Annotated in this window: 20 protein-coding genes and 1 pseudogene; 10 read left to right on the top strand and 11 right to left on the bottom strand. The window is 72.2% G+C overall.

Going from position 1 to position 25,440, the window contains the following annotated elements:
- Positions 1–16 precede the first annotated feature (16 nt).
- Positions 17–1,891, bottom strand: coding sequence for a translation elongation factor 4 (gene lepA, locus ACYU7L_RS23005; RefSeq protein ID WP_460801508.1), 1,875 nt, complete (start codon positions 1,889–1,891; stop codon positions 17–19).
- A 102-nt stretch (positions 1,892–1,993) separates the two neighbouring features.
- Between lepA and ACYU7L_RS23000 the strand changes: the two genes are divergently transcribed.
- From ACYU7L_RS23000 to ACYU7L_RS22990, 3 genes and pseudogenes are all read left to right on the top strand, one after another.
- Positions 1,994–2,935 (top strand): phosphotransferase family protein, encoded by a 942-nt coding sequence (locus tag ACYU7L_RS23000; protein ID WP_460801505.1) that lies wholly within the window; start codon positions 1,994–1,996, stop codon positions 2,933–2,935.
- A 158-nt stretch (positions 2,936–3,093) separates the two neighbouring features.
- Positions 3,094–3,354, top strand: coding sequence for a 30S ribosomal protein S20 (gene rpsT, locus ACYU7L_RS22995; protein ID WP_460801502.1), 261 nt, complete (start codon positions 3,094–3,096; stop codon positions 3,352–3,354).
- Positions 3,355–3,621: 267 nt separating this feature from the next.
- Positions 3,622–4,497 (top strand): annotated as a pseudogene (locus ACYU7L_RS22990) (ATP-grasp domain-containing protein); the annotation flags it as partial.
- A 132-nt stretch (positions 4,498–4,629) separates the two neighbouring features.
- On the opposite strand, the gene holA reads toward ACYU7L_RS22990, so the two are convergent.
- From holA to leuS, 5 genes are all read right to left on the bottom strand, one after another.
- Positions 4,630–5,613, bottom strand: a complete 984-nt coding sequence (holA, locus tag ACYU7L_RS22985; RefSeq protein ID WP_460801499.1) for a DNA polymerase III subunit delta — start codon at positions 5,611–5,613, stop codon at positions 4,630–4,632.
- Positions 5,614–5,658: 45 nt separating this feature from the next.
- Positions 5,659–8,016: a ComEC/Rec2 family competence protein gene (locus tag ACYU7L_RS22980; protein ID WP_460801496.1), complete on the bottom strand. Its 2,358-nt coding sequence runs from the start codon at positions 8,014–8,016 to the stop codon at positions 5,659–5,661.
- Between the two features lie 7 nt (positions 8,017–8,023).
- Complete coding sequence (locus ACYU7L_RS22975; RefSeq protein WP_460801492.1) at positions 8,024–9,109, bottom strand: ComEA family DNA-binding protein; 1,086 nt, start codon at positions 9,107–9,109, stop codon at positions 8,024–8,026.
- A gap of 99 nt (positions 9,110–9,208) precedes the next feature.
- Complete coding sequence (locus tag ACYU7L_RS22970; protein ID WP_460801490.1) at positions 9,209–10,105, bottom strand: DegV family protein; 897 nt, start codon at positions 10,103–10,105, stop codon at positions 9,209–9,211.
- Between the two features lie 22 nt (positions 10,106–10,127).
- Complete coding sequence (gene leuS / locus ACYU7L_RS22965) at positions 10,128–12,638, bottom strand: leucine--tRNA ligase (protein WP_460801487.1); 2,511 nt, start codon at positions 12,636–12,638, stop codon at positions 10,128–10,130.
- A 172-nt stretch (positions 12,639–12,810) separates the two neighbouring features.
- Between leuS and ACYU7L_RS22960 the strand changes: the two genes are divergently transcribed.
- Both ACYU7L_RS22960 and ACYU7L_RS22955 read left to right on the top strand, forming a co-directional pair.
- On the top strand, positions 12,811–13,506 hold the full coding sequence (locus ACYU7L_RS22960; RefSeq protein WP_460801485.1) for a hypothetical protein: 696 nt from the start codon (positions 12,811–12,813) through the stop codon (positions 13,504–13,506).
- Between the two features lie 53 nt (positions 13,507–13,559).
- Positions 13,560–14,321 carry an SDR family NAD(P)-dependent oxidoreductase gene (locus tag ACYU7L_RS22955; protein WP_460801483.1) on the top strand — a complete coding sequence of 254 codons (762 nt, stop codon included), beginning with the start codon at positions 13,560–13,562 and terminating at the stop codon, positions 14,319–14,321.
- A gap of 9 nt (positions 14,322–14,330) precedes the next feature.
- Here the strand turns inward: ACYU7L_RS22955 and ACYU7L_RS22950 are convergent, their stop codons facing one another.
- Genes ACYU7L_RS22950 through ACYU7L_RS22940 form a run of 3 tightly spaced genes read right to left on the bottom strand, consistent with a single transcriptional unit; the run spans position 14,331 to position 17,558 of the window.
- Entirely contained in the window at positions 14,331–14,618 is a 288-nt protein-coding gene (locus ACYU7L_RS22950) for a hypothetical protein (protein WP_460801480.1), read from the bottom strand.
- 20 nt (positions 14,619–14,638) lie between these two features.
- Positions 14,639–16,324, bottom strand: coding sequence for a sodium:solute symporter family protein (locus ACYU7L_RS22945; RefSeq protein WP_460801477.1), 1,686 nt, complete (start codon positions 16,322–16,324; stop codon positions 14,639–14,641).
- A 49-nt stretch (positions 16,325–16,373) separates the two neighbouring features.
- Entirely contained in the window at positions 16,374–17,558 is a 1,185-nt protein-coding gene (locus tag ACYU7L_RS22940; protein ID WP_460801474.1) for an AraC family transcriptional regulator, read from the bottom strand.
- A 71-nt stretch (positions 17,559–17,629) separates the two neighbouring features.
- Here ACYU7L_RS22940 and ACYU7L_RS22935 point away from each other — a divergent pair, with 71 nt between their 5' ends.
- The 3 genes from ACYU7L_RS22935 to ACYU7L_RS22925 are packed head-to-tail and all read left to right on the top strand — an operon-like array spanning position 17,630 to position 21,533.
- Positions 17,630–19,171: a flavin-containing monooxygenase gene (locus tag ACYU7L_RS22935; RefSeq protein WP_460801472.1), complete on the top strand. Its 1,542-nt coding sequence runs from the start codon at positions 17,630–17,632 to the stop codon at positions 19,169–19,171.
- On the top strand, positions 19,168–20,892 hold the full coding sequence (locus ACYU7L_RS22930) for a GMC oxidoreductase (RefSeq protein ID WP_460801469.1): 1,725 nt from the start codon (positions 19,168–19,170) through the stop codon (positions 20,890–20,892). Before ACYU7L_RS22935 ends, ACYU7L_RS22930 begins: the two co-directional genes overlap by 4 nt.
- Positions 20,889–21,533: an acetoacetate decarboxylase family protein gene (locus ACYU7L_RS22925; protein WP_460801465.1), complete on the top strand. Its 645-nt coding sequence runs from the start codon at positions 20,889–20,891 to the stop codon at positions 21,531–21,533. The genes ACYU7L_RS22930 and ACYU7L_RS22925 overlap by 4 nt, the downstream gene beginning before the upstream one ends.
- A 13-nt stretch (positions 21,534–21,546) precedes the next feature.
- On the opposite strand, the gene ACYU7L_RS22920 is transcribed toward ACYU7L_RS22925, so the two are convergent.
- Both ACYU7L_RS22920 and ACYU7L_RS22915 read right to left on the bottom strand, forming a co-directional pair.
- A complete protein-coding gene (locus ACYU7L_RS22920) occupies positions 21,547–22,203 on the bottom strand; it encodes a response regulator (RefSeq protein WP_460801463.1) in 657 nt (218 codons plus the stop codon).
- Positions 22,200–23,234: a sensor histidine kinase gene (locus tag ACYU7L_RS22915; protein ID WP_460801460.1), complete on the bottom strand. Its 1,035-nt coding sequence runs from the start codon at positions 23,232–23,234 to the stop codon at positions 22,200–22,202. The genes ACYU7L_RS22920 and ACYU7L_RS22915 overlap by 4 nt, the downstream gene beginning before the upstream one ends.
- 132 nt (positions 23,235–23,366) lie before the next feature.
- On the opposite strand from ACYU7L_RS22915, the gene ACYU7L_RS22910 reads away from it, so the two are divergent.
- Both ACYU7L_RS22910 and ACYU7L_RS22905 read left to right on the top strand, forming a co-directional pair.
- On the top strand, positions 23,367–24,872 hold the full coding sequence (locus ACYU7L_RS22910; protein WP_460801457.1) for a potassium/proton antiporter: 1,506 nt from the start codon (positions 23,367–23,369) through the stop codon (positions 24,870–24,872).
- Positions 24,873–25,118: 246 nt separating this feature from the next.
- On the top strand, positions 25,119–25,440 hold a 322-nt coding region (locus ACYU7L_RS22905; RefSeq protein ID WP_460801455.1), incomplete at its 3' end, for a hypothetical protein.

The following is a 25,440-nucleotide window of genomic DNA, read 5'->3' as shown; positions in this document are numbered from 1 at the left end:
ATGGATCCCGTGCGGGCTACTTCTTGTTCTTGTCCGCGGTGGGCGCGTTGGACAGCGCGGCGATGAAGGCCTCCTGGGGCACCTCGACCCGGCCGACCATCTTCATCCGCTTCTTGCCCTCCTTCTGCTTCTCGAGCAGCTTGCGCTTGCGGCTGATGTCGCCGCCGTAGCACTTGGCGAGCACGTCCTTGCGGATCGCACGGATGTTCTCGCGGGCGATCACACGTGCCCCGATCGCAGCCTGGATCGGCACCTCGAACTGCTGGCGCGGGATCAGGTCCTTGAGCTTGCCGGCCAGCATCACGCCATAGCCGTACGCCGCGTCGCGGTGCACGATCGCGGAGAAGGCGTCGACGGGCTCGCCCTGGAGCAGGATGTCGACCTTCACCAGGTCGGCCGCCTGCTCGCCGGTGCGCTCGTAGTCGAGGGAGGCGTAGCCCTTGGTGCGTGACTTGAGCTGGTCGAAGAAGTCGAAGACGATCTCGCCCATCGGCAGCGTGTAGCGCATCTCCACGCGGTCCTCGGAGAGGTAGTCCATCCCCTGGAGGTTGCCCCGCTTGGTCTGGCACAGCTCCATGATCGTGCCGATGTAGTCGCTCGGGCTCAGGATCGTGGCCCGGACGACGGGCTCGCGGACCTCGGCGATCTTGCCCTCGGGGTATTCGCTCGGGTTGGTGACGGTGTGCTCGGAGCCGTCCTCCATGATCACCTGGTAGACCACGTTGGGGGCGGTCGAGATCAGGTCGAGGTCGAACTCGCGCTCGAGCCGGTCGCGGGTGATCTCCATGTGCAGGAGGCCGAGGAAGCCGCAGCGGAAGCCGAAGCCCAGCGCCCCGGAGGTCTCGGGCTCGAAGGCGAGCGCCGCGTCGTTGAGCTGCAGGCGCTCCAGCGCGTCGCGCAGCGTCGGGTAGTCGTCGCCGTCGATCGGGTAGAGCCCGGAGTAGACCATCGGGTTGGGGTGCTTGTAGCCGCCCAGCGCCTCGGTGGCCCCGTGGTGCTGACTGGTGACCGTGTCGCCGACCCGCGACTGGCGCACGTCCTTCACGCCGGTGATCAGGTAGCCGACCTCGCCGACGCCGATCTCGCCCGCCTTGACCGGCTCGGGGCTGATCACGCCGACCTCGAGCATCTCGTGCACGACGCCGGTCGACATCATCTTGATCCGGTCGCGGTGGCTCAGCTTGCCGTCGACCACCCGGACGTAGGTGACCACGCCGCGGTAGGTGTCGTACACCGAGTCGAAGATCAGCGCCCGCGCCGGAGCGTCGGCGTCCCCGACGGGGGCCGGCGTCTGCTTCACGATCTCGTTGAGCAGCTCGCGGACGCCCAGCCCGGTCTTGGCCGAGGTCTGCAGGACGTCGGAGGGGTCGCAGCCGATGATCCCGGCGAGCTCCGCGGCGTACTTCTCCGGCTGCGCCGACGGGAGGTCGATCTTGTTGAGGACCGGAATGATGTGCAGGTCCGCGTTGAGCGCGAGGTAGAGGTTGGCCAGCGTCTGCGCCTCGATGCCCTGGGCCGCGTCGACCAGCAGCACGGCGGTCTCGCACGCCTCCAGGGAGCGCGACACCTCGTAGGTGAAGTCGACGTGGCCCGGCGTGTCGATCATGTTCAGGACGTAGTCCCCGGGCTCGGCGCCCTGCTCGTTGTCGACCGGCACCGTCCACGGCATCCGCACGGCCTGGCTCTTGATGGTGATCCCGCGCTCGCGCTCGATGTCCATCCGGTCGAGGTACTGCGCCCGCGAGGCCCGCTCGTCCACGACGCCGGTGTACTGCAGCATCCGGTCGGCGAGCGTCGACTTGCCGTGGTCGATGTGCGCGATGATGCAGAAGTTGCGGATGATCGCGGGATCGGTCTTGCCCGGCTTGGGCGCGGTCGAAGAAGTAGCCACGAACTGCTCTCGTCGGATCGGGTGGGGCGGGAGGCACCATCTTCCCATGCAGCGGCGGCTCGCCCGAATGCCCGACCCGGCGACTCTGGGAGGATGCGCCCCATGTCCATCACCGCCATCCCTCACGGCCGCACGGCCCGTCGGCTCGAGTGGCCCTCCCTGCCGCCCTACGTGCGGACGCTGGTCGAGGGGCGGCTCGGCTCCCCGGTGGAGGACGCGGCCAGCCAGGGTGGCGGCTTCACTCCGGGCTTCGCCTCGGTGCTCACCGCCCGCGACGGGTCACGCGTCTTCGTGAAGGCGGCCTCCCGCAAGGCCCAGCGCGCGGTCGCGGAGTCCTACCGCGAGGAGAGTCGCAAGCTCGCGGCGCTGCCGCCCGGAGTCCCCGCTCCGCGGCTGCTGTGGCACCACGAGGACGACGCCTGGGTGGTGCTCGGCATCGAGTACGTCGAGGGGCGCTCGCCCCAGCGGCCGTGGCGCCCGGCGGATCTCGAGCGCTGTCTCGACACGCTCGAAGGACTGGCAGCGACGCTGACCCCCTCCCCCGCAGGGCTCACCCGCGACACCTTCGCGGCGGAGTTCGCCGACTTCCTGGCCGCCTGGGCCCACGTTCGGCGCGCCCTCCCCGATCTCCCCCACCTCGAGGAGGCGGCCGGCCTCGCCGCCCGCTATGCCGAGGTGTGTGCGGGCGAGACCCTGGTCCACACCGACATCCGCGACGACAACCTGCTGCTCGGAGCAGAGGGCGAGGTCTGGGTCTGCGACTGGAACTGGCCCGTGCTCGGCGCCCCGTGGCTGGACACGGTCTTCCTCCTGCTCGGCGCCCGAGGCGACGGGATCGACGTGGAGGCGGTGCTCCGCGAGCGCACGCTGACCCGGGACGTGCCCGCCGAGCACGTGGACGTCGTGCTCGCCCTGCTCGTCGGCTACTTCCTGCGCCAGCGCGACGCCCCCGCTCCCCCGACGTCTCCCTGGCTGCGCACCCACCAGAGCTGGTGCGCCGAGGTCGCCTGGGGCTGGCTGGGCGAGCGCCGCGGCTGGCTGTGAGAGGGGTGGGGCCGGCCGTGAGGGGCTGTGATTTGGGCGCCCCGGATGCCGCTGCTAGAGTTCCATGTCGCGTGTCTGGAGCCTGCCCGCAGGCAGTCGCGCCGAACGCAATCAAGCTTGCACGACCGAATCCCTTCGACCAATAGAGGCGCAGCGTAGTGGCGAACATCAAGTCCCAGATCAAGCGCAACAAGCAGAACGAGGCGGCGCACGAGCGCAACAAGTCGGTGAAGACCGGCCTGAAGTCCGCGATCCGCAAGTTCCGCGAGCTCTCCGAGGCCGGCGACAAGGACGCCGCCCTCGAGGCAGCCCGCGCCGCGACGCGCAAGCTCGACAAGGCCGCCTCCAAGGGCGTCATCCACAAGAACCAGGCCGCCAACCGCAAGTCGGCGATCTCCCGGAAGGCCGCGTCTCTCTGACGTAGGTCCACCACACTGAGGCGCCACCCCCTCCGGGGTCGGCGCCTTTCGTGCTTTGCCCCTCGTTGGTCGAGCAGGTTGCGCATCTCGCCGGTCGAGCAGGTTGCGCAGCCGGTGGGTCGAGCAGGTTGCGCAGCAACCGACGTCGAGACCAACCGACGTCGAGACCACCAACGCCCCCTCACTCCCCCGAAAGCCGCGTCACCCTTGCTCCCGCTCCGCATCTGGATCAACCGCACCTACGCCACCTACGCCCACCTGATCCCGATGCTCGAGGTGAACCCCGACGCTCGCCCCGTGCACGTGGTCGCGACGCACCGCGACCCCGACTCACCCGTGCTCGGTGCCGCAGCGCAGGCGTTCCCAGAGCTCGACGGGCTCGGCGACGACTACGTCGATGCGGCTCTGGCCTTCTGCATCCGTCACACGATCGACGTGTTCTGGCCCACCTGGCAGGCCGAGGCGATCGCCCGCCGCCGGGGCGAGTTCGAGGCCTTGGGCGTGCGCGTGCTGACCTCGCCGCCACCGGCGATCCGCCTCTTCGAGGACAAGGCCGCCGCCTACACCGCGGCCGCCCGGCTCGGCGTGCCCGTGCCCGAGCACCACGTCGTCACCAGCGCCGCCGAGTTCGAGACCGGCTACGGCGCCCTCGTCGCCAGCGGCCACGCGGAGATCTGCCTCAAGCCCGTCACCGGGGTCGGCGCGGCCGGGTTCTGGATCATCTCCACCGAGCCGCCGTCGCTGAGCGACGTGTACGCCGCACCGCGGCGCCGGATGCCGCTGGCGCAGCTGCGCGAGCTCCTCCAGCAGTCGGACACCTTCGCCCCGCTGATGCTGATGCCGGTGCTGCCCGGCGGGGAGTACTCCGTCGACACGCTCTCGCACGACGGCAAGCTGGGCCGCACGGTGCCGCGGTTCAAGAGCCCCACCAGGCGCCGGGTGCTCCTGGACGCGCACCCCGAGCTGGAGTGGTGGACCCGCCTGCTCGTCGAGGAGCATGGGCTGTCCTACCTCTCCAACGTGCAGTTCCGCCTCGACGAGCACGATCGGCCGTTCCTGCTCGAGGTCAACACGCGTGCCTCGGGCGGGCTGTTCCAGTCCTGCCTGGCGGGCGGCAACCTGGTGTGGCCCGCGATCCGCTCCGCCGTCGAGGGCTACCTGGACCCGAGCTGGCTGCCCGAGCCGACCTATCCGGTGGCGCTCACGACCTTCGCCACAGCGTCGGCGCTGGACCCGACCTCGCGGACGGTCCCAGCGACGGCTCCGGTGACCCGCTCAGCGGGCCTCACGCAGGTCGGCGATCGTGAGCACGAGCCGCTCGAGGGTGTAGGCCGGGTCGCCCGCGGCACCCTTGACCTCGGCATCGGCCTTGGCGACCGCCCGGATGGCCTGGGCGACGCCGTCCGCGGACCAGCCGCGTGACTGGTCCCGGAGGGTGCGCAGCTTCCACGGCGGGACACCCACCTCGCGGGCCAGGTCGGCCTCGCGCATGCCCCGCGGCGCCGAGATGAAGCGGGCCAGCCCGCGGGCGCCGGTGGCGAAGGCCGAGGTCACCAGGACCGAGGCCGTGCCGCCGTCCATCGCCCAGCGCAGCTCCTCGAGCGCGGCACCCTTGCGTCCGGCGAACGCCGCGTCGGCGACGGCGAACGACTTGGCCTCGGCCCGCCCGCCGAAGTAGCGCTTGACCTTCTCGACGTTGATCGGCTCGCCCGGGAAGTCGTTGGCGAGCTGGTGGGCGGCGGCGGACAGCGAGCGCAGGTCCTGCCCGACGGCCTGGACCAGGAAGCCCGCGCCCTCCTCGTCGATGCTCGATCCGTGGCCGCGCATCTCGCTGGTCACGAAGCGGGGGAACTCCGAGGCCTTGAGCTCGACGGACTTGGACTCGGTCACGGTCTTGAGCTTGCGCAGCTTGGTGAGCACGCCGGAGCCCTTCTGCCCCCCGCCGTGCACGAGCACCAGGGCGACGTCGTCGACCGGCGCGGCCGCATAGGACAGCAGCCCCTCGACGGACTCCTCGGGCAGGTTCTCGAGGTTGCGCACCACCACGCAGCGCGTGCTGGAGAACAGCGACGCGGCCGACATCTCCCCGAGCGTAGCGAGCGTCAGGTCGGCGGCCGGTGACTCGGCGAGCTCCGCCTCCGGGTCGTGGCCGCGCACGGCGACCCGGACCTGGGCGACGGTGCGCTCGTTGAGGAACTCCTCCTTGCCGGTGACGAGGGTGACCCGACCGAGGACGTCTGCTGCGCGTGGACCTGCCATGGTGGCGCCAGCCTGCCACAGGCCGCCGACACGACGGCCCGCGCCTCACTGGTCCGCCTGCCCCCGCGTGACCGTGCGCACCTCGTCGCCGTCGGCGACCACCAGGATGTCCCCGTCGACGTCCGTGCGCAGCACCCGCGTCCCCGTGCCGGCCAGCGGCGTCAGGGTCTCGGTCGACGGGTGCCCGTAGTCGTTGTCGGCCCCCACCGTCACCAGCGCCAGCCGAGGTCGCAGACCGAGCAGGAGGTCGAGGTCCTGGTAGCGGCTGCCGTGGTGCGGCACCTTGAGCACGTCGACCTCGACCCCGTCGAGCACCGTGGCGAGCCGTGCCTGTCCTGGCGGCTCGATGTCGCCCGTCAGCAGGACCCGGACGCCTTGGACCTCCGCCAGGAGCACGACGCTGGCGTCGTTGGCGCTCGACCCGTCACCGGCACCGACCGGGTCGAGGCCCGGGGGCGGCCAGAGCACCTGCAGGGTCACGTCGCCCACCGTCGTCGTGGTGCCGTACGTCGCGGGGCGCCTCGTCGCTCCCGCGTCCGCGACCTCCTGCGCGACCTGGCGCGCACCCTCGGGTGGGTCCGCACGCGGCGTCACCTCGACGACGCCCACCTCGCGTCCGTCGAGTGCCCCGGCGAGACCGTCGACGTGGTCGGCGTGGAAGTGGGTGAGCACCACCAGCGGCAACCGGTCCACCTCGAGCCTGCGCAGACAGGCGTCGACGGCCGCCGGCTCCGGCCCGGCGTCGACCAGCACGGCCGAGCCGGGGCCGGCGCGCAGCACCAGCGCGTCGCCCTGGTCGACGTCGCAGGCCGCCAGCACCCATCCCCGGGGCGGCCAGCCCGGCGTCGGCACCGGCACCAGGACCGCGGCGCAGAGCACGGCGCAGCAGCCGACGCCGGTGACCGGGTGCCGCAGCACGTGCGGCCCGGCCAGGGCGATCCCCAGGCACAGCACCGTCAGCAGGGTGAGCGAGACCGCTCCGCTCCCCCACTCCACCGCCGCCCCGGGCAGCGCGGCACCCCACCGGGCCACCGTCACGATCCAGGCGACGCACCACGAGGCCAGCAGGCCCGCGACCCGCCCGAGCGAGCCCGACAGCACACCGAGCAGACCGCCGGTCAGCCCGAGGACCGTGGCGGGGCCGACGGCAGGAGCAGCAAGGAGGTTGGCCACCACGGCCACGAGGCTCACCTCGCCCGAGATCGCGGCCACGACGGGGGTGCAGGCGAGCTGGGCGGCCGCAGGCACGGCGATCGCCTCCGCCGCCCAGCGCGGCAGCCAGCGGGCGAGGGCGTCGCGCCAGGGCGGGGCGAGCAGGAGGATCCCGGCCGTCGCGAGCACCGAGAGCGCGAAGCCGGCGGTGGTGGCGAGCCAGGGGTTCACGAGCAGCAGCGCGAGCACCGCCACTCCCAGCGCGCGGCTGCCGCGCTGGAGCCCGTTGCTGCCCAGGCCCACCAGCGCGACCGTGCCCATCGCCGCCGCGCGCACGACGCTCGGCTCCGTGCGCGCGAGCAGCACGAACCCGACGATGCCCAGCGCAGCCACCACCGTGAGCCACCGTCCGCGCACGCCCACCCACCGGCCCAGGACGAGCAGGAACCCCACCAGCAGCGTGAGGTTGGTCCCGGACACCGCGAGGAGGTGGGTGAGACCCGTCGTGCGGAAATCCTCGGCCAGGTCCTCGGGCATCCCGGCGTCGTCCCCGACGACGAGCGCGGGGACCAGCGCCCGCTGGCTGGGCGGCCGGTCGGCGACCGAGGCGCGCAACGCCGTCCGCACCCGGTCGGCCGCGCGCCACCACAGGTCCGGCCCCTGCTCCACCGCGGGCTCCCCGCGGGCACGCAGGACCCCGGCGAGGTCCTGCCCCTGTGCCGGCGCGAGCCGTCCCTCCGCCCGGATCCGCGCGCCGAGCTCCACGTGCTGCCAGGTGGGGTCGGCGAGCACCAGCACCGGAACGCCGACCCGGTGGGTCTGTCCTCGTCCGGTGATCGTGGTAACCCGCCCCCGCAGGATCACGTAGTCCTCGAAGCGGCCCTCGCGGGGACGAGGATCGGCGGTCACCGTCATCCATGCGGTCACCGCGGCCCCGCTCCCGGCCAGCTCCGCCACCGGTCCGCGCGCCACCTGCTCCTCTCGCAGCTGGGCCGTCGTCGCGACCGCGGCCAGCACCAGCAGCAGCCCCATCGCCGTTCGCAGCCGGCCGGGAGCCGTGCCGCGGACCCGCGCAGCCAGCAGGGCGAGCGACCCGAGCACGAAGACGGCCGCGACGGCGGCCGTGGGCAGCAGCAGTCCGCAGAGCCCACCCGTCCAGGCGGCAGTGGCCACCAGCGGCATCCGGAGGTCCGGGAGCGTGCGGAGGTCAGGGGGTGCCGAGCCGTCCTCCTCGTCGTCGAGCGCCGGCACCCGCGGGTCAGACCGTGACGTGGGGCGTCAGCTCGGCGAGGGTGGCGTCGCCGATGCCGCTGACCTCGAGCAGCTCCTCGACCGCGGAGAAGCCGCCGTGCTCGGTCCGCCAGTCGATGATCGCCTGCGCTGTCACCGGTCCGACGCCGGGCAGCGTCTCGAGGGTGGCCTGGTCAGCGGTGTTGATGTTCACCAGCGCCCCACCGGCACTCGGCACCCCCGAGGCCGGCGGCGCCGGAGCCGCACCGGCCGCCCCAGGTGCTCCAGGCGTCCCGACGAGGATCTGCTCGCCGTCGACCAGGAGCCGCGCCAGGTTGAGCCCTGACAGGTCGACGCCCGGCTTGGCCCCGCCGGCGGCCGCCACGGCGTCGACCACGCGTGAGCCGGGTGGGAGGACCGCGATGCCCGGGCGTCTCACCTTGCCCGCCACATCGACCACGATCTCCGCTGCTCCGGTGCCGGAGCCGCTGGCCGCACCGGCCCCAGGTGCGCCGACGCTCTCGCCACCCGCCGAGGGCGTCGTCGAGGGCGTGATCAGTCCGCCCTCGGCTGCCGGCACCGGAGTCGGAGCGGGCACCTGCTCCGGCGCGTTGCTCAGGATCCACCAGCAGGTGACGGCCAGGGCGAGGGCGACGGCCACCGCGAGCACCGCGAGCGGGCCGGGGGTCAGGACGGCCCGGCCGCGCAGCGTCGAGGGGACCAGCTCCGCCAGCACCGCCCCCGGACGGCGCGCGGCGTGCCGCCCCGGCATGGGCACCGGTGGCGCCGACACGGCCGGCTCGGTGACCGGGTCCACCGGGTGCAAGGACGGTTGCGAGGGCGGTTGCGGGGACGGGGCCGAGGCTGGCGTGGGATGAGCAGGGTCGGCGACGACGCGCAGTCGGCTGTCGCGGATCCGGGTGTGGGTGTCCGGGATCCCCGGCGGCACCCCAGCGGCGCGGGCGCCGGCCCGACCGGCGACCCACTCCTGGGCGTCGTCCTCGTCGTGCGCAGGCTGCGACTCGGCGCGCACCACCGCCAGCTCGGCGCTCAGCTGCGCGAGCCGCCGGGAGACGGCCTCGGACTGCTGCGGGGTGGGGCGGTGCGAACGCATGCAGCGACCCTAGGAAGCCCGCTCACCCCACGGAAGGCGCATTCGCGCGCCTGTGGATATCTCGCGCGGGGCGGCAGTGGCGCCGCGACGAGCGTCCGGTCAGAAGCGGGGCGCCACGCAGACGGCTACCATCCCGGGCCCGACGTGGGCTCCCAGCACCGCCCCCAGCTCACCGCAGCCGACGTCGCGGCCGGCGAGGTTGTAGTCCAGCCGCTCGGTGAGCCTGCTGCACAGGTGCCCGGCCCGCTCGGGGCTCGCCAGGTGATAGACGCCGACGTCGACCTGGTCGTCGCCGGCCGCCTCGACGGCGAGATCCTCGAGGCGGCTGAGCGCGCGCCCCGAGGTGCGGACCTTCTCATAGGAGGCGATCCGGCCCTCGTCGATGCGCAGCAGCGGCTTGACCGCCAGTGCTCCGCCGAACAGCGCCGCAGCCGCACCGATCCGCCCACCGCGGCGCAGGTATTCGAGGGTGTCGACATAGAACAGCGAGGTCGTCGCCTCGGCCCGACGCAGCGCGGCCTCGGCCGCCTCGTCGACGCTGCCGCCGGCGCCGAGCACGTCGGCCGCCGCGAGCACCGCGAACCCGGTCCCGGGACCGACCTGCCGGGTGTCCACGGGTACGACGCGGACCGGCGGCCCGTCGCCGGACCTCTCCCGGGTGGTCATCTCCCGGGCCGCCAGCTGGGCGGACTCGAACGTGCCGCTCATCTCGGCGGACAGGTGCACCGACAGGATCTCGGTCGCGCCCTCCGCGGCCAGGCGCTCATAGATCTCGACGAACACCGCCGGCGCGGGTCGCGACGTGCTGACCGGCGTCCACTCCTTGAGCGAGGCGGCCACCAGCTCGGGGGTCGCACCGCCCTCGACCCCCTCGTCGTACACCGTGGCCCCGATGACCACCTGCAGCGGCACCACGACGACACCGCGCTCGGCCGCCAGCTCTGCGGGCAGGCTGGCGGTCGAGTCGGTCACGATCACACGACGGCCCGAGGACATGGTGGGAGGCTACTGGCTGCGGTCAGGAGGCGACGATGTTGACCAGCTTCGGCGCCCGGACGATCACCTTGCGCACGGTCTTGCCCTCGAGTGACTTCTGCACGGCCGGGTCGGCGAGCGCCGCGGCCTCCAGGTCGGCCTCGCTGATGTCGGGCGACACCTCGAGACGACCCTTGACCTTGCCCTGGACCTGGACGATCGCGGTCACCGAGTCCTCGACCAGCAGCGCCTCGTCGACCGTCGGCCATCCGGCCTTGGCGACGGTGGGCTGGTGTCCGAGCCGCTCCCACATCTCCTCCGCGGTGTACGGCGCGACCAGGGACAGCAGGATCGCCACGGTCTCGACGGCCTCGCGCACGGCCGGGTCGGCCGGGCCGCAACCCGAGTCGATCGCCTTCCGGGTCGCGTTGACCAGCTCCATGGTGCGGGCGACCATCACGTTGAACCGCTGGGACTCCAGCAGCTCGGTCGCCTCGTGGACGGTGCGGTGGGTGACCTTGCGCAGCGCGAGATCCCCCGAGGTGGGGTCGACGCCGGGCTCGCTCGTCACGTCGCCCGACAGCCGCCAGGCGCGCTGCAGGAAGCGCAACGAGCCGGCGGGCGACACGTCGGCCCAGTCGATGTTGTCCTCGGGCGGGCCGGCGAAGACCAGCGTCAGCCGGACCGCGTCGACACCGAAGGCATCGATCTGGTCACCCAGGTCGACGCCGTTGCCCAGCGACTTGGACATCTTCTTGCCGCCGTTGATGACCACGCCCTGGTTGAGCAGCGAGGTGAACGGCTCGACGAAGTCGATCATGCCCATGTCGTGCAGGACCTTGGTGAAGAAGCGCGAGTAGAGCAGGTGCAGCACCGCGTGCTCGACGCCCCCGACGTACTGGTCGACCGGGCCCCAGCGGCGCACGGCCTCCTCGTCGAACGGGCCCTCGGTGAAGTTCGGGGAGCAGTAGCGCAGGAAGTACCACGACGAGTCCACGAACGTGTCCATCGTGTCGGAGTCGCGCTTGGCGGGGCCGCCGCACGACGGGCACTCGACGTTGACCCAGTCCGAGGCGGCCGCCAGCGGCGACTCGCCCTTGGGCTTGAGGTCGGCGCCCTTGAGCTCGGGCAGCACCACCGGCAGCTGGTCCTCGGGGACCGGCACCTCGCCGCAGGCCTCGCAGTGGATGATCGGGATCGGGCAGCCCCAGAAGCGCTGGCGGCTCAGCAGCCAGTCGCGCAGCCGGAAGTTGACCGCGCCCGTGCCGTGGCCGGCCGACTCGAGCTCCTCGATGGTGGTGCTGATGCCGGCGGCCTTGTCGCTCAGCCCGTCGAGCGAGCCGGAGTTGACGTAGGTGCCGTTGCCCGTGGTGGCGACATAGGTCTCCTCCGGGTTGTCCTCCCCCGTGTCGACCACCCGGCGCACCGGCAGGTCGAAGGCCTTGGCGAAGTCCAGGTCGCGCTGGTCGTGGGCGGGCACGGCCATGATCGCGCCGGTGCCGTAGTCGGCCAGCACGTAGTCGGCCGCCCAGACCGGGATCTGCTCGCCGTTGACCGGGTTGGTCGCGGTCACGCCCAGCGGGACGCCGGTCTTGGGACGATCCGTGGAGAGCCGCTCGATGTCGGACTCCTTGCGGATCTGGTCGCGATAGGCGTCGTACGCCGCGCGCTGGTCGGGCGCGCAGATCTCGCCGGCCAGCTTCGCGTCGGCGGCCACGACCATGAACGTCGCGCCGTGCAGGGTGTCGGGCCGGGTCGTGTAGACGGCGACCGTGCGGGTGGAGCCGTCGGCCAGGGCCAGGTCGAAGTCGACGTGGGCGCCCTCGGAGCGGCCGATCCAGTTCTTCTGCAGGGTCAGCACCCGCTCGGGCCACCTCCCCCTCAGGTCGTCCATGTCGTCGAGCAGCCGCTGGGCGTAGTCGGTGACCTTGAAGTACCACTGGGTCAGCTCACGCTTGGTGACCTCGGCGCCGCAGCGCTCGCAGGCGCCGTCGACGACCTGCTCGTTGGCCAGCACGGTCTGGTCGTTGGGGCACCAGTTGACCGGCGAGGACTTGCGGTAGGCCAGCCCGCGCTCACGCAGCTTCAGGAACAGCCACTGCGTCCACTTGTAGTACTCGACGTCGGAGGTGTGCAGCCGGCGCGACCAGTCGAAGCTGACGGCGTACTTCTTGAACGACGCGGCCTGGGTCGCGATGTTGGCGTAGGTGTAGGTCGCCGGGTGCTCGTCGCGCTTGATCGCGGCGTTCTCGGCGGGCAGGCCGAAGGAGTCCCAGCCGATCGGGTTCATCACCTCGTAGCCCTGCTGCCACCAGTAGCGCGCGATGACGTCGTGCAGCGCGGTCACCTCGGCGTGGCCCATGTGGAGGTCGCCGGACGGGTAGGGGAACATCGTCAGGGCGTACTTCTTCTCGCGCGGCGAGTCGTCGTCGGCGGTGAAGGGGTCGAGCCGGTCCCAGACCTGCTGCCACTTCTCCTGCACGGCCACCACGTCGTACGTCGTGGGCTCGCCGTGCTCGCCGGTCTCGTGCTGCTGCGTGCCGTCCTGGCTCATCTCGGTGCCCTTTCCCGGGGTGTGCGGAGCGCCGCGCTCCTGCTCCTGACATGAAAAAACCCCTCCACAGAGGGGCAGCCGCGCGGTCGTTTCGATCAGCGCGGCTGGGGAAGAAGCAGGAACTGCGTACCCATGTCGGCCATGCTACCGCTCAGGACTCGGGAGAAGCCCCTTGCACCCCACCACCCGCACCAGGTCCCGTCTCCGCTTCCGCTGGGCCACCGGTGTGCTGGTCGCCGCGCTGACCCTGTCGCTCGCCGCGTGCGGCGACGAGGACGACGAGGCATCAGCGCAGGCAGCCACCTCGAGCACTCCGTCGTCGAGCGACGGATCCGACGCGCCCTCGGGCGACCCCACCGAGTCCGGCGGCGCGTCGCCGTCGCCGAGCGACCAGCCCGTCGTGCTGACCCCGCCCGGCACCGAGCTGTCGATCGACGACCCGGCCAACGTGCCCATCACCTTCGGCGACGCGAAGGCCCTGGCCCGGATGGAGATCGAGCTCGAGCGGGTGCCGGTGACCGACCTCCCACCCGACATGCGCCCCGACGACCCGTCGAAGTGGGACCTCACCTACGTGCACCTGCACACCACCCTGCTGGAGGGCCACGGCAGGAAGATCGCGAACGTCTCCGCCGGGATGAACATCGAGGGCGAGTCCCAGGGCTGGCAGGTGCTCCCGATGATCATGTGGGAGGAGTTCAAGCCCTGCAACGACGCGCCCCCGCCGTTCCGGCACTACGGCGTGCCCCGCGGGGCGAGCTGGAAGCCGTGCGTGCCCATCCTCAGCAGGAAGAAAGAGCCGCTCGACGCGATCCTCTACACGAACCCCAGCAACCGCTATAAGAACCCGATCCGCTGGGTGATCTGACCGGTCCGCGGCGTGGCGTGCCCCCAGGATCGGCGGCCGTCTAGGGTGACAGGATGACTGTCAACGACATGTTCCGACTCGACGGCAAGGTCGCGATCGTGACCGGTGCCTCCAGCGGCCTCGGGGTCGCGTTCGCGCAGGCCCTCGCGGAGGCGGGTGCCGACCTCGCGCTCGGCGCTCGCCGTACCGACAAGCTCGAGGAGACCGCCCAGCTGGTGCGCGACCTCGGCCGGCGCGTGGTCACGGTGGCCACCGACGTCGCCGACCCCGAGGCCTGCCAGCGCCTCGTCGACACCGCGATGGCCGAGCTCGGCCGCGTCGACGTCCTGGTCAACAACGCCGGCATCGGCACGGCCGTGCCCGCCACGCGCGAGACGCCCGAGCAGTTCCGCCAGGTCATCGACGTCAACCTCAACGGCTGCTACTGGATGGCGCAGGCGTGCGGCCGGGTGATGGGTCCCGGCAGCTCGATCGTCAACATCAGCTCCGTGCTCGGGCTGACCACCGCCGGCCTCCCGCAGGCGGCGTACGCCGCGAGCAAGGCGGGGCTGATCGGCCTGACCCGCGACCTCGCCCAGCAGTGGACCGGGCGCAAGGGCATCCGCGTCAACGCGATCGCGCCGGGCTTCTTCACCTCCGAGATGACCGAGCAGTACCCGCCCGGCTACCTGGAGTCGCAGGAGGCGCGGATCCCGACCGGCCGCAAGGGCGACCCGCGCGAGCTCGCCGCGACGCTGGTGTGGATGGTCTCCCCCGCCGGTGGCTACGTCACCGGCCAGACCCTCGCGGTCGACGGCGGGATGACGATCACCTGAGCTGCCGGCTCACCCCTCGCCCGCTGCGTCGTGGGTGGTGTCGGACGGCTCGGCCGGCACCACCACGGGGCGCCACATCGCCCAGGCCTGGAAGAGCACGGCGGCCAGCACCATGCCCAGGCCGGCCCACAGGTTGACGTTGATCCCGCCCGCCATCTCGCGGTCGGCGTCGCTGGTCGCGAAGAGCCCCATCACGACCAGCACCACGCCGTAGATGCCGATCAGGGCGGCGATGAACGTGCGGATGTCGAACGCGCGGGCGGTGCGGGTCTTCGTGGGGCGGTCGTGCTCAGTCATCTGCGGATCCCTTGCTCGAGTCACCAGAAGAGGAAGTTGAGGGCGATCACGATGGCCAGGCCGACGCCGGCCAGCTTCGTGGGCTGCTGGAACCACGCCAGGCGCGGCTCGTCGGGGTCGCGGAAGTCCTTGCGCGGGGTCAGCGACCAGACCAGGCCCTTGAGCTCGGACTCCACCCGCGGCCTGGTCACCAGGCTGACGACCACGCTCACCACGATGTCCAGCACGAAGGCCACGCCCGCGGCGACGAACGCCGCGCCCTGGCCGGACAGGCCGATCACCCCGGCGACGTCCGCACTGAGGACCCACACGGTGATCGCGCCGACTGTGCCGCTGACCAGGCCGACCCAGCCGGCGGTGGCGGTCATCCGCTTCCAGAACATCCCGAGGATGAACGTCGCGAACAGCGGCGCGTTGAAGAACCCGAAGAGGGTCTGCAGGTAGTCCATGATGTTCGTGTACGACGAGGCGAGCACGGCCGTGAAGATCGCCGTGACAGTCGCCCCGACCGTGGCCCACCGCCCCACCGCCGTGTAGTGCTCGTCGGGCTCGTCCTTCTTGACGTAGGTCTGCCACAGGTCATAGCTGAAGACCGTGTTGAAGGCCGAGATGTTGGCGGCCATCCCCGCCATGAATGACGCGAGCAGGCCGGCGATCGCGACGCCGAGCATGCCGCTGGGCAGCAGGTCGCGCATCAGGTAGAGGATCGAGTCGTTGTAGGACGCCCCGTTGTCGGCGCCGTTCTTGAGCTCGGCCAGCTCGCTCACCGCGACCGCGGCGATCATGCCGGGGATCACGACGATGAACGGGATGAACATCTTCGGGAAGGCTCCGATGATCGGGGCCCGCTGAGCGGCCGACATCGAGCTCGACGCCATCGCCCGCTGCACCTCGACGAAGTTGGTGGTCCAGTAGCCGAAGGACAGCACGAAGCCGAGACCGAAGACGATGCCGATCACCGAGAGCACCGGGCTGTCGAAGCCGCTGAGCGCCTGGCCGGGCCACGACGAGAGCTGCTCCGCGCCGCCCGGGCTGGCAGTCACCTTCTCCTTGAGCCCTCCCCAGCCGCCGACCTTGTGCAGACCCACGAGCGTCAACGGCAGCAGAGCGGCCACGATGACGAAGAACTGCAGCACCTCGTTGTAGATCGCCGCCGAGAGCCCGCCCAGCGCGGTGTAGGTGAGCACGACCGCGGCCGCCACCACCAAAGAGACCCACAGCGACCAGCCGAGCAGCACCTCGACGATCGAGGCGAGCAGGAACAGGTTGATGCCGGCGATCAGCAGCTGCGCGACCGCGAAGCTGACCGCGTTGACGAGGTGGGCGCCGGTGCCGAACCGCTTGCGCATGAACTCCGGGACGCTGCGCACCTCGGAGCCGTAGTAGAACGGCATCATCACGATGCCGAGGAACAGCATCGCCGGCACGGCACCGATCCAGAAGTAGTGCATGGTCGCCAGGCCGTAGCTCGCGCCGTTGGCGGACATGCCCACGATCTCGACCGCGCCCAGGTTGGCCGACACGAACGCCAGACCGGTCACCCAGGCCGGGAGGCTGCGCCCGGAGAGGAAGAAGTCGATGCTGCTCGAGATCGAGCGGCGCGCCATGATGCCGACCCCGAGCACGAACGCGAAGTAGATCGCCACGAGCAGGTAGTCGACCCACTGGGCGTCGAGACGGAGCGATTGTTCTGCGGCGGTCAGCACGCGTTCCTCCCGGGAGTCCTGGACCCGCGCGTGCGGGCCATCGGAGCCCTTACCCCCGTGGCCGTTCCCCCATGCCCTGGCCCTCGCATTGGGCGGCCCGCTGGAACCCCGCCGGAGTGGTGCCGGTCCACCGCTTGAAGGCGTGGATGAAGCTGGACGCCTCGGCGTAGCCCAGCCGCTGGGCGACGTCCTCGACGGTCAGCGCGCTCCCCCGCCCCCGCGTGCCGAGCAGCTCCTCGGCCAGCGACTGACGCACCTCGTCGAGCAGCGCCTGATAGCTCGTGCCCGCCTCGGACAGCCGGCGGCGCAGGGTCCGCGGACTGATCCCCAGCGAGGCGGCGACCTGGTCCATCCCTCCGCCGAAGGCCACCTGCTGGGTGAGCAGGACCCGCACCTGCTGGGTGACCCCGCTGCGCACCCGCCGGCGAGCCACCACGTCGTGGCACAGCGCCTCGCACAGCGCCACCGTCTGGGGGTTGGCCTGCGGCAGCGGCCGGGCCAGGTGGGCCGCGTCGAAGGCGAAGGTAGTGCGCTCGGCCCCGAAGCGCGGGGTGACGCCCAGCACCTGCTGGTACGGCGAGAGGTCCCCGGAGTCGGCCAGCGAGGCGTCGGAGGGGGCGGGGAACGCGAGCTCGGCCTCGACCAGCGGCACCCCGCCCGGGACGAGCTCGCCGAGCACCGTGTGGATCGCCGCGAGGTCCCGCTCGACCAGGAACCGCCGTACGTCGCCGGGCAGTCCGTGGTCGTCCACCACCACCCGGACCAGGTCGCCCTCGATGCCCGCCCGCGGGATCCCGAAGGTGAAGCTCAGGTCGATGAAGCGCAGTGCGAGGTTGACGGCGTCGAGCACGGTGCGGCTGCTGAGCAGGGCGAAGCCGAAGATCCCGAACGTGCTCACGTGGTAGCGGCTGCCCACCTCGACGCCCAACCCCGAATCAGCCAACCCCGCCTCGCCCGACCCCGCCTCGCCCGACGCCGTCCGGCCCGACGCCGTCCGGCCCGTCGCGGCGAGCAGGTTGCGCACCACCTGCAACTCCTGGCCGGCGGTGACCTCGTGGTCGGCGACGGCGAGGTCGCCGGGGGCCAGACCGGTCCCGGCGAGCGCGCCCGGGGCGTCGAGGCCGTGCTCCGCGGCGTACTCCACGAGCAGGGCGACGCCGCTGATGCTGCGCGGGAAGTCCCAGTCCCGGGCCGCCGGCTCCGCCAGCGTGGTGGGGAGGGCCGGGGAGGTCATGGCCGCAATTATGGATCCAGGTGACCGCCGATGTCTCCTGGGTCACACGTCGGGGCCCTACGGTCGTCCCCATGTCGACTTCCGCGCGCCCGCAGGACGGGCCCTCCCGCCCGCGCTCCGCCCCTTCCCCGGTTGATCAACCCCGGGTCGTCGTCATCGGTTCCGGCTTCGGCGGACTGGGCGTGGGCATCGCCCTGCTCCGCGCCGGGTTCACCGACCTGACCATCCTGGAGAAGGCCGACGAGGTCGGCGGCGTCTGGCGCGACAACAGCTATCCCAACGCCGCCTGCGACGTGCCGTCCGCGCTCTACTCCTGGTCGTTCGCCCCGAACCCCGACTGGGGCCGGCGCTACCCCGGGCAGCCGGAGATCCTCGACTACATCCGCCGTACGGCGCGCGAGACCGGGGTGCTCGACCGGGTCCGCACCGGCGCTGAGGTCGTCTCGGCCACCTGGCAGGAGGCCAGTGACACCTGGGCCGTCGAGCTGGCCGACGGCCAGGTCCTCGAGGCCGACGTCCTGGTCCCCGCCGTGGGCCAGCTCTCCCGTCCCGTCGTGCCCGAGTTGCCCGGCCGCGAGAGCTTCGCCGGGCCCGCCTTCCACTCCGCCGAGTGGGACCACGGCGTCGACCTGCGCGGCAAGCGGGTCGCCGTGCTGGGGACCGGCGCCAGCGCCATCCAGTTCGTGCCGGGGATCGTGGACGACGTCGCCGCGATGACCGTCTTCCAGCGCTCCGCGCCATACGTCGTGCCGAAGCCGGACCGCGCCTACACCGCGCTGCACCACCGCGCCTTCGCGCGCTGGCCGCGCAGCCAGCGCTTCGGGCGCCAGCTGACCTGGGTCCTCTCCGAGCGGCTCAACGCCGCGCTCACGACCGGCAACCCGATCGCGAAGGCGATGGAGATCGCCTGGCGCACCCAGCTGCGCCTGCAGGTCCGCGACGCCGACCTGCGCGCCAGGCTGGTGCCGGACTATCCGCTGGGCTGCAAGCGGATGCTGTTCTCCAACGACTGGTATCCCGCGCTCGCCCGCCCCCACGTCGACGTCGTCACCGACCACGTCACCGAGGTGCTCCCCCACGGGGTGCGCACGGCCGACGGGCGCGTGCACGAGGCGGACGTGCTGATCTGGGGCACCGGCTTCGCCGCCACCGAGTTCCTCGCGCCGATGACCGTGCGCGGCGTCGGCGGCGACGAGCTCCACGAGCACTGGTCCGACGGCGCCCGCGCCCACCTCGGGATCACCGTCCCCGGCTTCCCCGATCTGTTCCTCGTCTACGGCCCCAACACCAACCTCGGCGGCAGCTCGATCCTCAACATGATGGAGGCCCAGGCGGGCTACATCGTGCAGGCCGTCCGCGCCCTCGCCGCGGGCCGCGCCGAGCGCCTCGACGTACGACGTGAGGTCGCCGACGCCTTCGACGCCGAGATGCAGTCGCGCCTGGCCGACAGCGTGTGGACGTCGTGCTCCAGCTGGTATCGCGAGGACGGCGGGCGGGTCACCACGAACTGGCCGGGCCTGGTCAAGGAGTACCAGCAGCGCACGGCCCGCTTGGAGCTGGCGGACTTCGAGCCGGCGCCGGTCGGGTCCCCCCAGGTGGGGGCGGTCCGATGAGCCCGTCCTTCGACCACGACGTCCTCGTCGTCGGGTCCGGCTTCGGGGGCAGCGTCACCGCGCTGCGGCTCACCGAGAAGGGCTACCGCGTCGGCGTCCTCGAGGCGGGCCGCCGCTTCGCCGACGACGAGTTCGCGACGACGTCGTGGAAGGTCCGCGACTACGTCTTCGCCCCCGCCCTGAGGTGCTTCGGCATCCAGCGGCTGACTCTGCTCAAGAACGTGCTGGTGCTCAGCGGGGCGGGTGTCGGCGGCGGGTCCCTGGTCTATGCGAACACCCTCTACGAGCCGCCGGAGGCGTTCTACCGGGACCCGTCGTGGAGCGGCATCACCGACTGGCGCGACGAGCTGGCGCCCTGCTACGACCAGGCCAAGCGGATGCTGGGCGCCGCGACGTACCCCTGGGTCAGCCCGTCCGACAAGGTGATGCAGGCCGTCGCGGACGACCTCGGCGTCGGCCACACGTTCCGCCCGACGCAGGTCGGCGTGCTCTTCGGCGACACCCTCGGCAAGGAGCGCGGCGAGCGGGTCGAGGACCCCTACTTCGGGGGCGCCGGTCCCGACCGCAACGCCTGCCTCAACTGCGGCGAGTGCATGACGGGCTGTCGCCACAACGCCAAGAACACCCTGGTGAAGAACTACCTGCACCTCGCCGAGAAGGCCGGCGCCGTCGTCCGCCCGCTCACCACCGTCACCGACATCCGGCCGCTGCCCGGCGGCGGCTATGCGGTGACCACCCAGCGCACCGGCCGTCCCGGCCCCCTGGGGCGGCTGGGCCGCCGCACCATCACCGCCGAGCAGGTCGTGGTCTCCGCCGCGGCGCTCGGGACCCAGCGGCTGCTGCACCGCCTGCGCGACCGCGGCAGCCTCCCGGGGATCTCCCCGCGCCTGGGTGAGCTGACCCGCACCAACTCCGAGGCGATCCTCGCGGTCCGGGCGCGCGGCGACGACGTGGACTACTCCGAGGGCGTCGCGATCACCTCGTCGATCCACCTCGACGAGCACACCCACCTCGAGCCGGTGCGCTACGGGCCCGGCAGCAACGCGATGGGGCTGCTCAGCGCCGTGCTCACCGACGTCGTGGAGGGACGGCGCCGCTGGCAGCTGGGCCTGCGCGCGATGTTCCGCGACCGGCGCGACCTGCGCCGCCTGCACGACCCGCGGCGCTGGTCGCAGCAGGCCATCACGCTGCTGGTGATGCAGACCCTGGACAACTCGCTGACGACGTTCACCCGCCGGCGGCTGTGGGGGCGCACGATGACCACCCGCCAGGGCACCGGGCAGCCGAACCCCACCTGGATCCCGGCCGCCCACCAGGTCGCCCGGAAGGTCGCGGACCACATCGACGGCATCCCCAACGGCACCTGGGCGGACCTGTTCGACATCCCGACCACCGGGCACCTGATCGGCGGCTGCCCGATGGGGGCCAGCGCCGCCGAGGGTGTGGTGGACCCCTACCACCGCGTGCACGGCCACCCCGGCCTGCACGTGATCGACGGCTCCACGGTGTCGGCCAACCTCGGGGTCAACCCGTCGCTGACGATCACCGCGATGGCCGAGCGCGCCGTCTCGCTGTGGCCGAACCGGGGCAGGGCCGACCCGCGCCCGCCCCTCGGCGCGGCGTACCGTCGGATCGCCCCGGTCGCCCCGCGCAGCCCCGTCGTACCCCCCACCGCACCGGCGGCCCTCCGACTGCCGCTGCTCGTCAAGGAGCCCTCATGAGCAGCCACCTGCCCTACCCGCCCGAGCCCTGGGACCTCGCGGGGGCCGGCCAGATCACCGTGTGGCGGGTGCCTGCCGATCGGCTTCCGGTGCTGCCCACCGGGGTCCGCCCGCTGTCGGTGCGCGGCCGGGCCCTGGTCACCACTGCGTTCGTGTCCTACTCCGAGGCCGGCCAGATGGCGTACGACGAGCTGCTCGCGGCCGTCGTCGTCCGGCACGGTCGCGGCGTCGCGCTGTCGATCACCGACATCTGGGTCGACTCCCCCGCCTCGCGGGCCGGCGGCCGGGAGCTGTGGGGCATCCCCAAGGAGATGGCCTCGTTCCGCACCACGGGGGACGACGCGCGGATCGGGCGGACCGCGACGCTGGCCGCCGAGGCGCCACCGGTCGCGAGCGCGACGTTCACGCCGCGCCGGGCGCCCGCCGTACCGCTGCCCGCCCTGCCGGGCCGGGTCGTCCAGATCCTCGAGGGGGCGACCGTCGCCAGCCGGATCCGGGCCAGCGGCCGCACCCGCCCTGCCCGCGCCAGCTGGACCTTCTCCGCCGACGGACCGCTCGCGTGGCTGCGCGACGCGCGACCGGTGACCAGCGTCGTGGCGTCGGACTTCGCGATGTCGTTCGGGCCGCGGCTTCCGGGCTAGCCCTAGCCCGGGTCTAGGGCTCGATCAGACCGACCCGAATCGCATAGCGGGTCAGCTCGGTGCGGTCGCGCATGCCGAGCTTGGCCAGCACGTTCTCCCGGTGCCGCTCGACGGTGCGCACGCTGATCACCAGCAGCCGGGCGATCTCGCGCGACGAGTGGCCCTCGGCGATCAGCTTGACCACCTCGTCCTCGCGCGCGGTGAGCACGGCGCGCGGCAGCCGCTCACCGCGCCGGAGCCGCTCCAGGTAGTCGCGCACCAGCACGCTCTCCGTCCCCGGGTAGAGGAACGACTCGCCGCGCAGCGCCGCCCGGCAGGCGTGGACGAGGTCCCGGTCGGCGACCGACTTGAGGACGTAGCCCGAGGCCCCCACCCGCAGCGACTCGAAGAAGTACTGCTCGTTGTCGTGCATGGTCAGCATCAGCATCCGCGGCGGGTCGCTGAGCCTGGAGATCTCCCGCGCCGCCTGGAGACCGGTGAGCCGGGGCATCGCGATGTCGAGGACCACCAGGTCGACCGGCGTGGTGCGCAGCATCTCGACGGCCTCGGCCCCGTCCCCCGCCTCGGCCACCACCTCGAGATCGGGCTGCTGGTCCAGGATCATGCGTACGCCGCGGCGCACGAGGGCGTGGTCGTCGGCGAGCAGGACGCGCGCCGTACCGTCCGTCATCGACCGGCTCCGGGGTCCGCCGCCGGGTCGGCCGCAGAGTCAGCAGGGCGCACCGGGACACGCAGGGTCACCTGGGTGCCGCCCCCGTCGTGGCGACGTACGTCGAGCGAGCCGCCGACGAGGACAGCGCGCTCGTGCATCCCCCGCAGACCGGTGCCGCGCGCGTCCAGCGCGATGCCGACGCCGTCGTCGACGATGCGCAGCTCGACGACGTCGCCGCGCAGGCCCAGCTGCACGTCGACGGTGGCCGCGGAGGCGTGGCGTGCGACGTTGGTCAGCGCCTCCTGCGCCACCCGGAAGACGACCAGCTCGGTCTGCTCGTCGAGCGCCGGCAGGCCGGGCGTCACCCCGCGATGCACCAGCGTGCCGGTGGGGCCGAACAGGTCGGTGGTCAGGGCCGCCAGCGCACTGCGCAGCCCGAGGTCGTCGAGCACGTCCGGACGCAGGCTGCGGGCGACGGCGCGGACCTCGTCCAGCGCGGCCCGGGTCGCCTCCTGGATCCGCTCGAGCTGGGGCGACGCCTCGTCCGGCGCCGAGCTCACCGCGAGACTCAGGTCGAGCAGGATCGCGGTCAGCGACTGACCCACGCCGTCGTGCAGCTCCTGCGCGATCCGGGCCCGCTCGGACTCCTGCGCGGCGAGGGCACCCGCGTCACTCTCCCGCTGGGCCGTGGCGATCCGGGCGAGCAGGTCGTTGACCGCGTCCGCCAGCTCCCGCGCCACCGGGGAGGAGGGCACCGGCACCGGAACCGGCTGGCGAGCCGGACCGGCATCGGTCCCCCGGGTCCGCTCGAGATCGCGGACGAGCCGGTCGAGGGGGCCGAGCGTACGACGCAGCAGGACGGCGTTGGCGACGATCAGCAGCGTCAGTCCCAGAGCCAGCACGGCGATCTCCGAGACCACCGGACGCGACGAGACCGTCGCCGGGGAGAACGCCAGCGCGATCGTGCCCGCCGCGAAGATCGCCACGTTGATCGCGATCACACGGACCGACAGGGAGGGCTGGCGGGCAGGCTGGCGGGCACCGGACATGGCGTCACCCTCTCAGGTCGGCTGTCGCCGGGGGCAGGCGAAGTGGGGAGCGATCCCCATGGGATCAGCGGACGCGAGCGGTCAGGATCGAGCCATGCCGTCCATGCGAGCACGTCCCGTCGTCCGGGTCCGGTGACCCTCTACCTCGCGATCCTCGGCGGGACCCTGGTCCTGCTCGCCGGAGTGGCTGCCGTACGCGTGTCCGTGCGCGCCGGGCTCCCCAGTCTCCTGCTCTACCTCGCTCTCGGTCTCGCGATCGGCGAGGCCGGCCTGGGGCTGAACTTCGACGACGCCGACCTGACGATGCTCCTCGGCACCCTGGCCCTCGCGGTGATCCTCGGGGAGGGCGGGTTCACCACCCGGTGGTCGGTGATCCGTCCCGTCGTCGGCCTCGCCGGGCTGCTGGCCACGGTCGGGGTTGCCATCAGCGTTGCAGTGACCGCCGGGCTGGCCTACCTGCTGCTCGACATCGATGTGCGCACCGCGGTGCTGCTGGGCGCGGTCGTCGGATCCACCGACGCCGCAGCCGTCTTCTCCGTCATGCGCAGGCTGCCGATCCGATCGCGGGTCCGTGCGACCCTCGAGGCCGAGTCAGGGTTCAACGACCCTCCGGTCATCATCCTGGTCACGGTGGTCACCAGCGATGCGTGGGAGACGGCCAACCCGTGGTCGATCGGTGGACAGGTCGTCTACCAGCTGGTGGCGGGAGTCCTCATCGGGCTGGCCGTCGCCAGGCTGGGGCAGTGGCTGCTCTCCCGCAGCGCGTTGCCGTCCGCGGGGCTCTATCCGCTGGCCACCATCGCGATCATGTTCCTCGCCTTCGCCACGGCCGGCACGCTCCAGGCCAGCGCCCTGATGGCGATCTACGTCGCCGGCCTGTGGCTGGGCAACGCACCGCTGCCCCACCGCCAGGCCACGCTCGGCTTCACGGAGGGGCTCGCCTGGCTGGCCCAGATCGGGCTCTTCGTGCTGCTCGGGCTGCTCGCCAGTCCGGACAGACTGCTCGACGCGCTGCCTGCGGCCGCTGTGGTCGGGGTCGTGCTCACCTTCGTCGCCCGTCCGTTGTCAATGGTGGCCTGCGCCTCCTGGTGGCGGATCCCCTGGCGCGAGCAGGCGTTCATGTCCTGGGCCGGCCTTCGCGGCGCCGTGCCCATCGTGCTGGCGACGATCCCCATCACTCAGGGCATCCCGGCCGCCGCCCGGATCTTCGACGTCGTGTTCCTGCTCGTCGTCGGCTTCACGCTGCTCCAGGCTCCCGTGCTGCCCTGGCTGGCTCGTCGTACCAGGGTGGCACTGGAGGGCGGCACCCGAGAGCTCGACGTCGAGTCCGCCCCGCTCGAGGAGATGGGCGCCAGCCTGCTCCAGCTGCGGATCCCGCCCACCTCCCGCCTGGCGGGGGTCCACGTCAGTGAGCTGCGGCTCCCCCCGAACGCAGCCCTCGCCCTGGTGCACCGCGGCGGAGACCTGTTCGTGCCCGACCGGCACACCACACTCCGCGCCGACGACCACCTGCTCTTGGCGGTCTCGGACGACGTCCGCGAGCTCGCCGAGCGCCGCTTGCGTGCCGTAGGCCGCCAGGGGCGCCTCGCCTTCTGGCTCGGCGAGAGCGGACGCCCCGACGAGGTGGAGGTCGTCTGACCCCCTCGTTGGTCGAGCAGCCCCTCGTTGGTCGAGCAGGTTGCGCAGCAACCGACGTCGAGACCCCCAGGGGCCCTCGCTGGTCGAGCAGGTTGCGCAGCAACCGACGTCGAGACCCCACCTGTAACCCACCCCTGTGGACAGTTAGTGGGCCGCCAGAAAAACTTTCGAATACTGTCCACAATTCGAGACCAGGCCAGGTCAAACCGGGGGTCAATGTCGGTGGCACCTGTTTGAGTGATCTGCATGGCGATGACCCCGAACGGCCCCGACGACACCGGACCCGGTGCCGTCGGTGGTGCCGTGGGCGCGCTCGGTCTGGCCGACCATGCCTTGGCCGGGCTGGACTCTGTGCTGTGGGCGACCCGCCCTGTCGATGACCTCCTCGAAGGGGTGGCCGCCCTCGAGGCGCTGCGCGCTCACCTCGCCGCGGTCGAGGCCGAGTTGTTGGCCGAGGTCCACGCGCGTGCCGCGGCGAAGACCGAACTGGCGTGGGCGTCGACCGGGGACTGGTTCACCCACCTCGCCGGACTGCGCCGCGCGCAGGGCAAACGGGCGGTGGACCACT

This window comes from Nocardioides pacificus (genome assembly GCF_054775955.1).
Note: the sequence above shows the minus strand (reverse complement) of the source record. Positions and strands in the feature narration are given on the sequence as shown.

Bases quoted from the DNA above. Each gene is read 5' to 3' on its own strand.
- ACYU7L_RS22915 (WP_460801460.1), bottom strand. From the start codon at position 23,234: ATGTCCGGTGCCCGCCAGCCTGCCCGCCAGCCCTCCCTGTCGGTCCGT.
- ACYU7L_RS22920 (WP_460801463.1), bottom strand. From the start codon at position 22,203: ATGACGGACGGTACGGCGCGCGTCCTGCTCGCCGACGACCACGCCCTC.
- ACYU7L_RS22955 (WP_460801483.1), top strand. From the start codon at position 13,560: ATGACTGTCAACGACATGTTCCGACTCGACGGCAAGGTCGCGATCGTG.
- ACYU7L_RS22975 (WP_460801492.1), bottom strand. From the start codon at position 9,109: ATGCGTTCGCACCGCCCCACCCCGCAGCAGTCCGAGGCCGTCTCCCGG.
- holA (WP_460801499.1), bottom strand. From the start codon at position 5,613: ATGGCAGGTCCACGCGCAGCAGACGTCCTCGGTCGGGTCACCCTCGTC.
- leuS (WP_460801487.1), bottom strand. From the start codon at position 12,638: ATGAGCCAGGACGGCACGCAGCAGCACGAGACCGGCGAGCACGGCGAG.
- ACYU7L_RS22940 (WP_460801474.1), bottom strand. From the start codon at position 17,558: ATGACCTCCCCGGCCCTCCCCACCACGCTGGCGGAGCCGGCGGCCCGG.
- ACYU7L_RS22925 (WP_460801465.1), top strand. From the start codon at position 20,889: ATGAGCAGCCACCTGCCCTACCCGCCCGAGCCCTGGGACCTCGCGGGG.
- ACYU7L_RS22970 (WP_460801490.1), bottom strand. From the start codon at position 10,105: ATGTCCTCGGGCCGTCGTGTGATCGTGACCGACTCGACCGCCAGCCTG.
- ACYU7L_RS22930 (WP_460801469.1), top strand. From the start codon at position 19,168: ATGAGCCCGTCCTTCGACCACGACGTCCTCGTCGTCGGGTCCGGCTTC.
- ACYU7L_RS22935 (WP_460801472.1), top strand. From the start codon at position 17,630: ATGTCGACTTCCGCGCGCCCGCAGGACGGGCCCTCCCGCCCGCGCTCC.
- ACYU7L_RS22950 (WP_460801480.1), bottom strand. From the start codon at position 14,618: ATGACTGAGCACGACCGCCCCACGAAGACCCGCACCGCCCGCGCGTTC.
- ACYU7L_RS23000 (WP_460801505.1), top strand. From the start codon at position 1,994: ATGTCCATCACCGCCATCCCTCACGGCCGCACGGCCCGTCGGCTCGAG.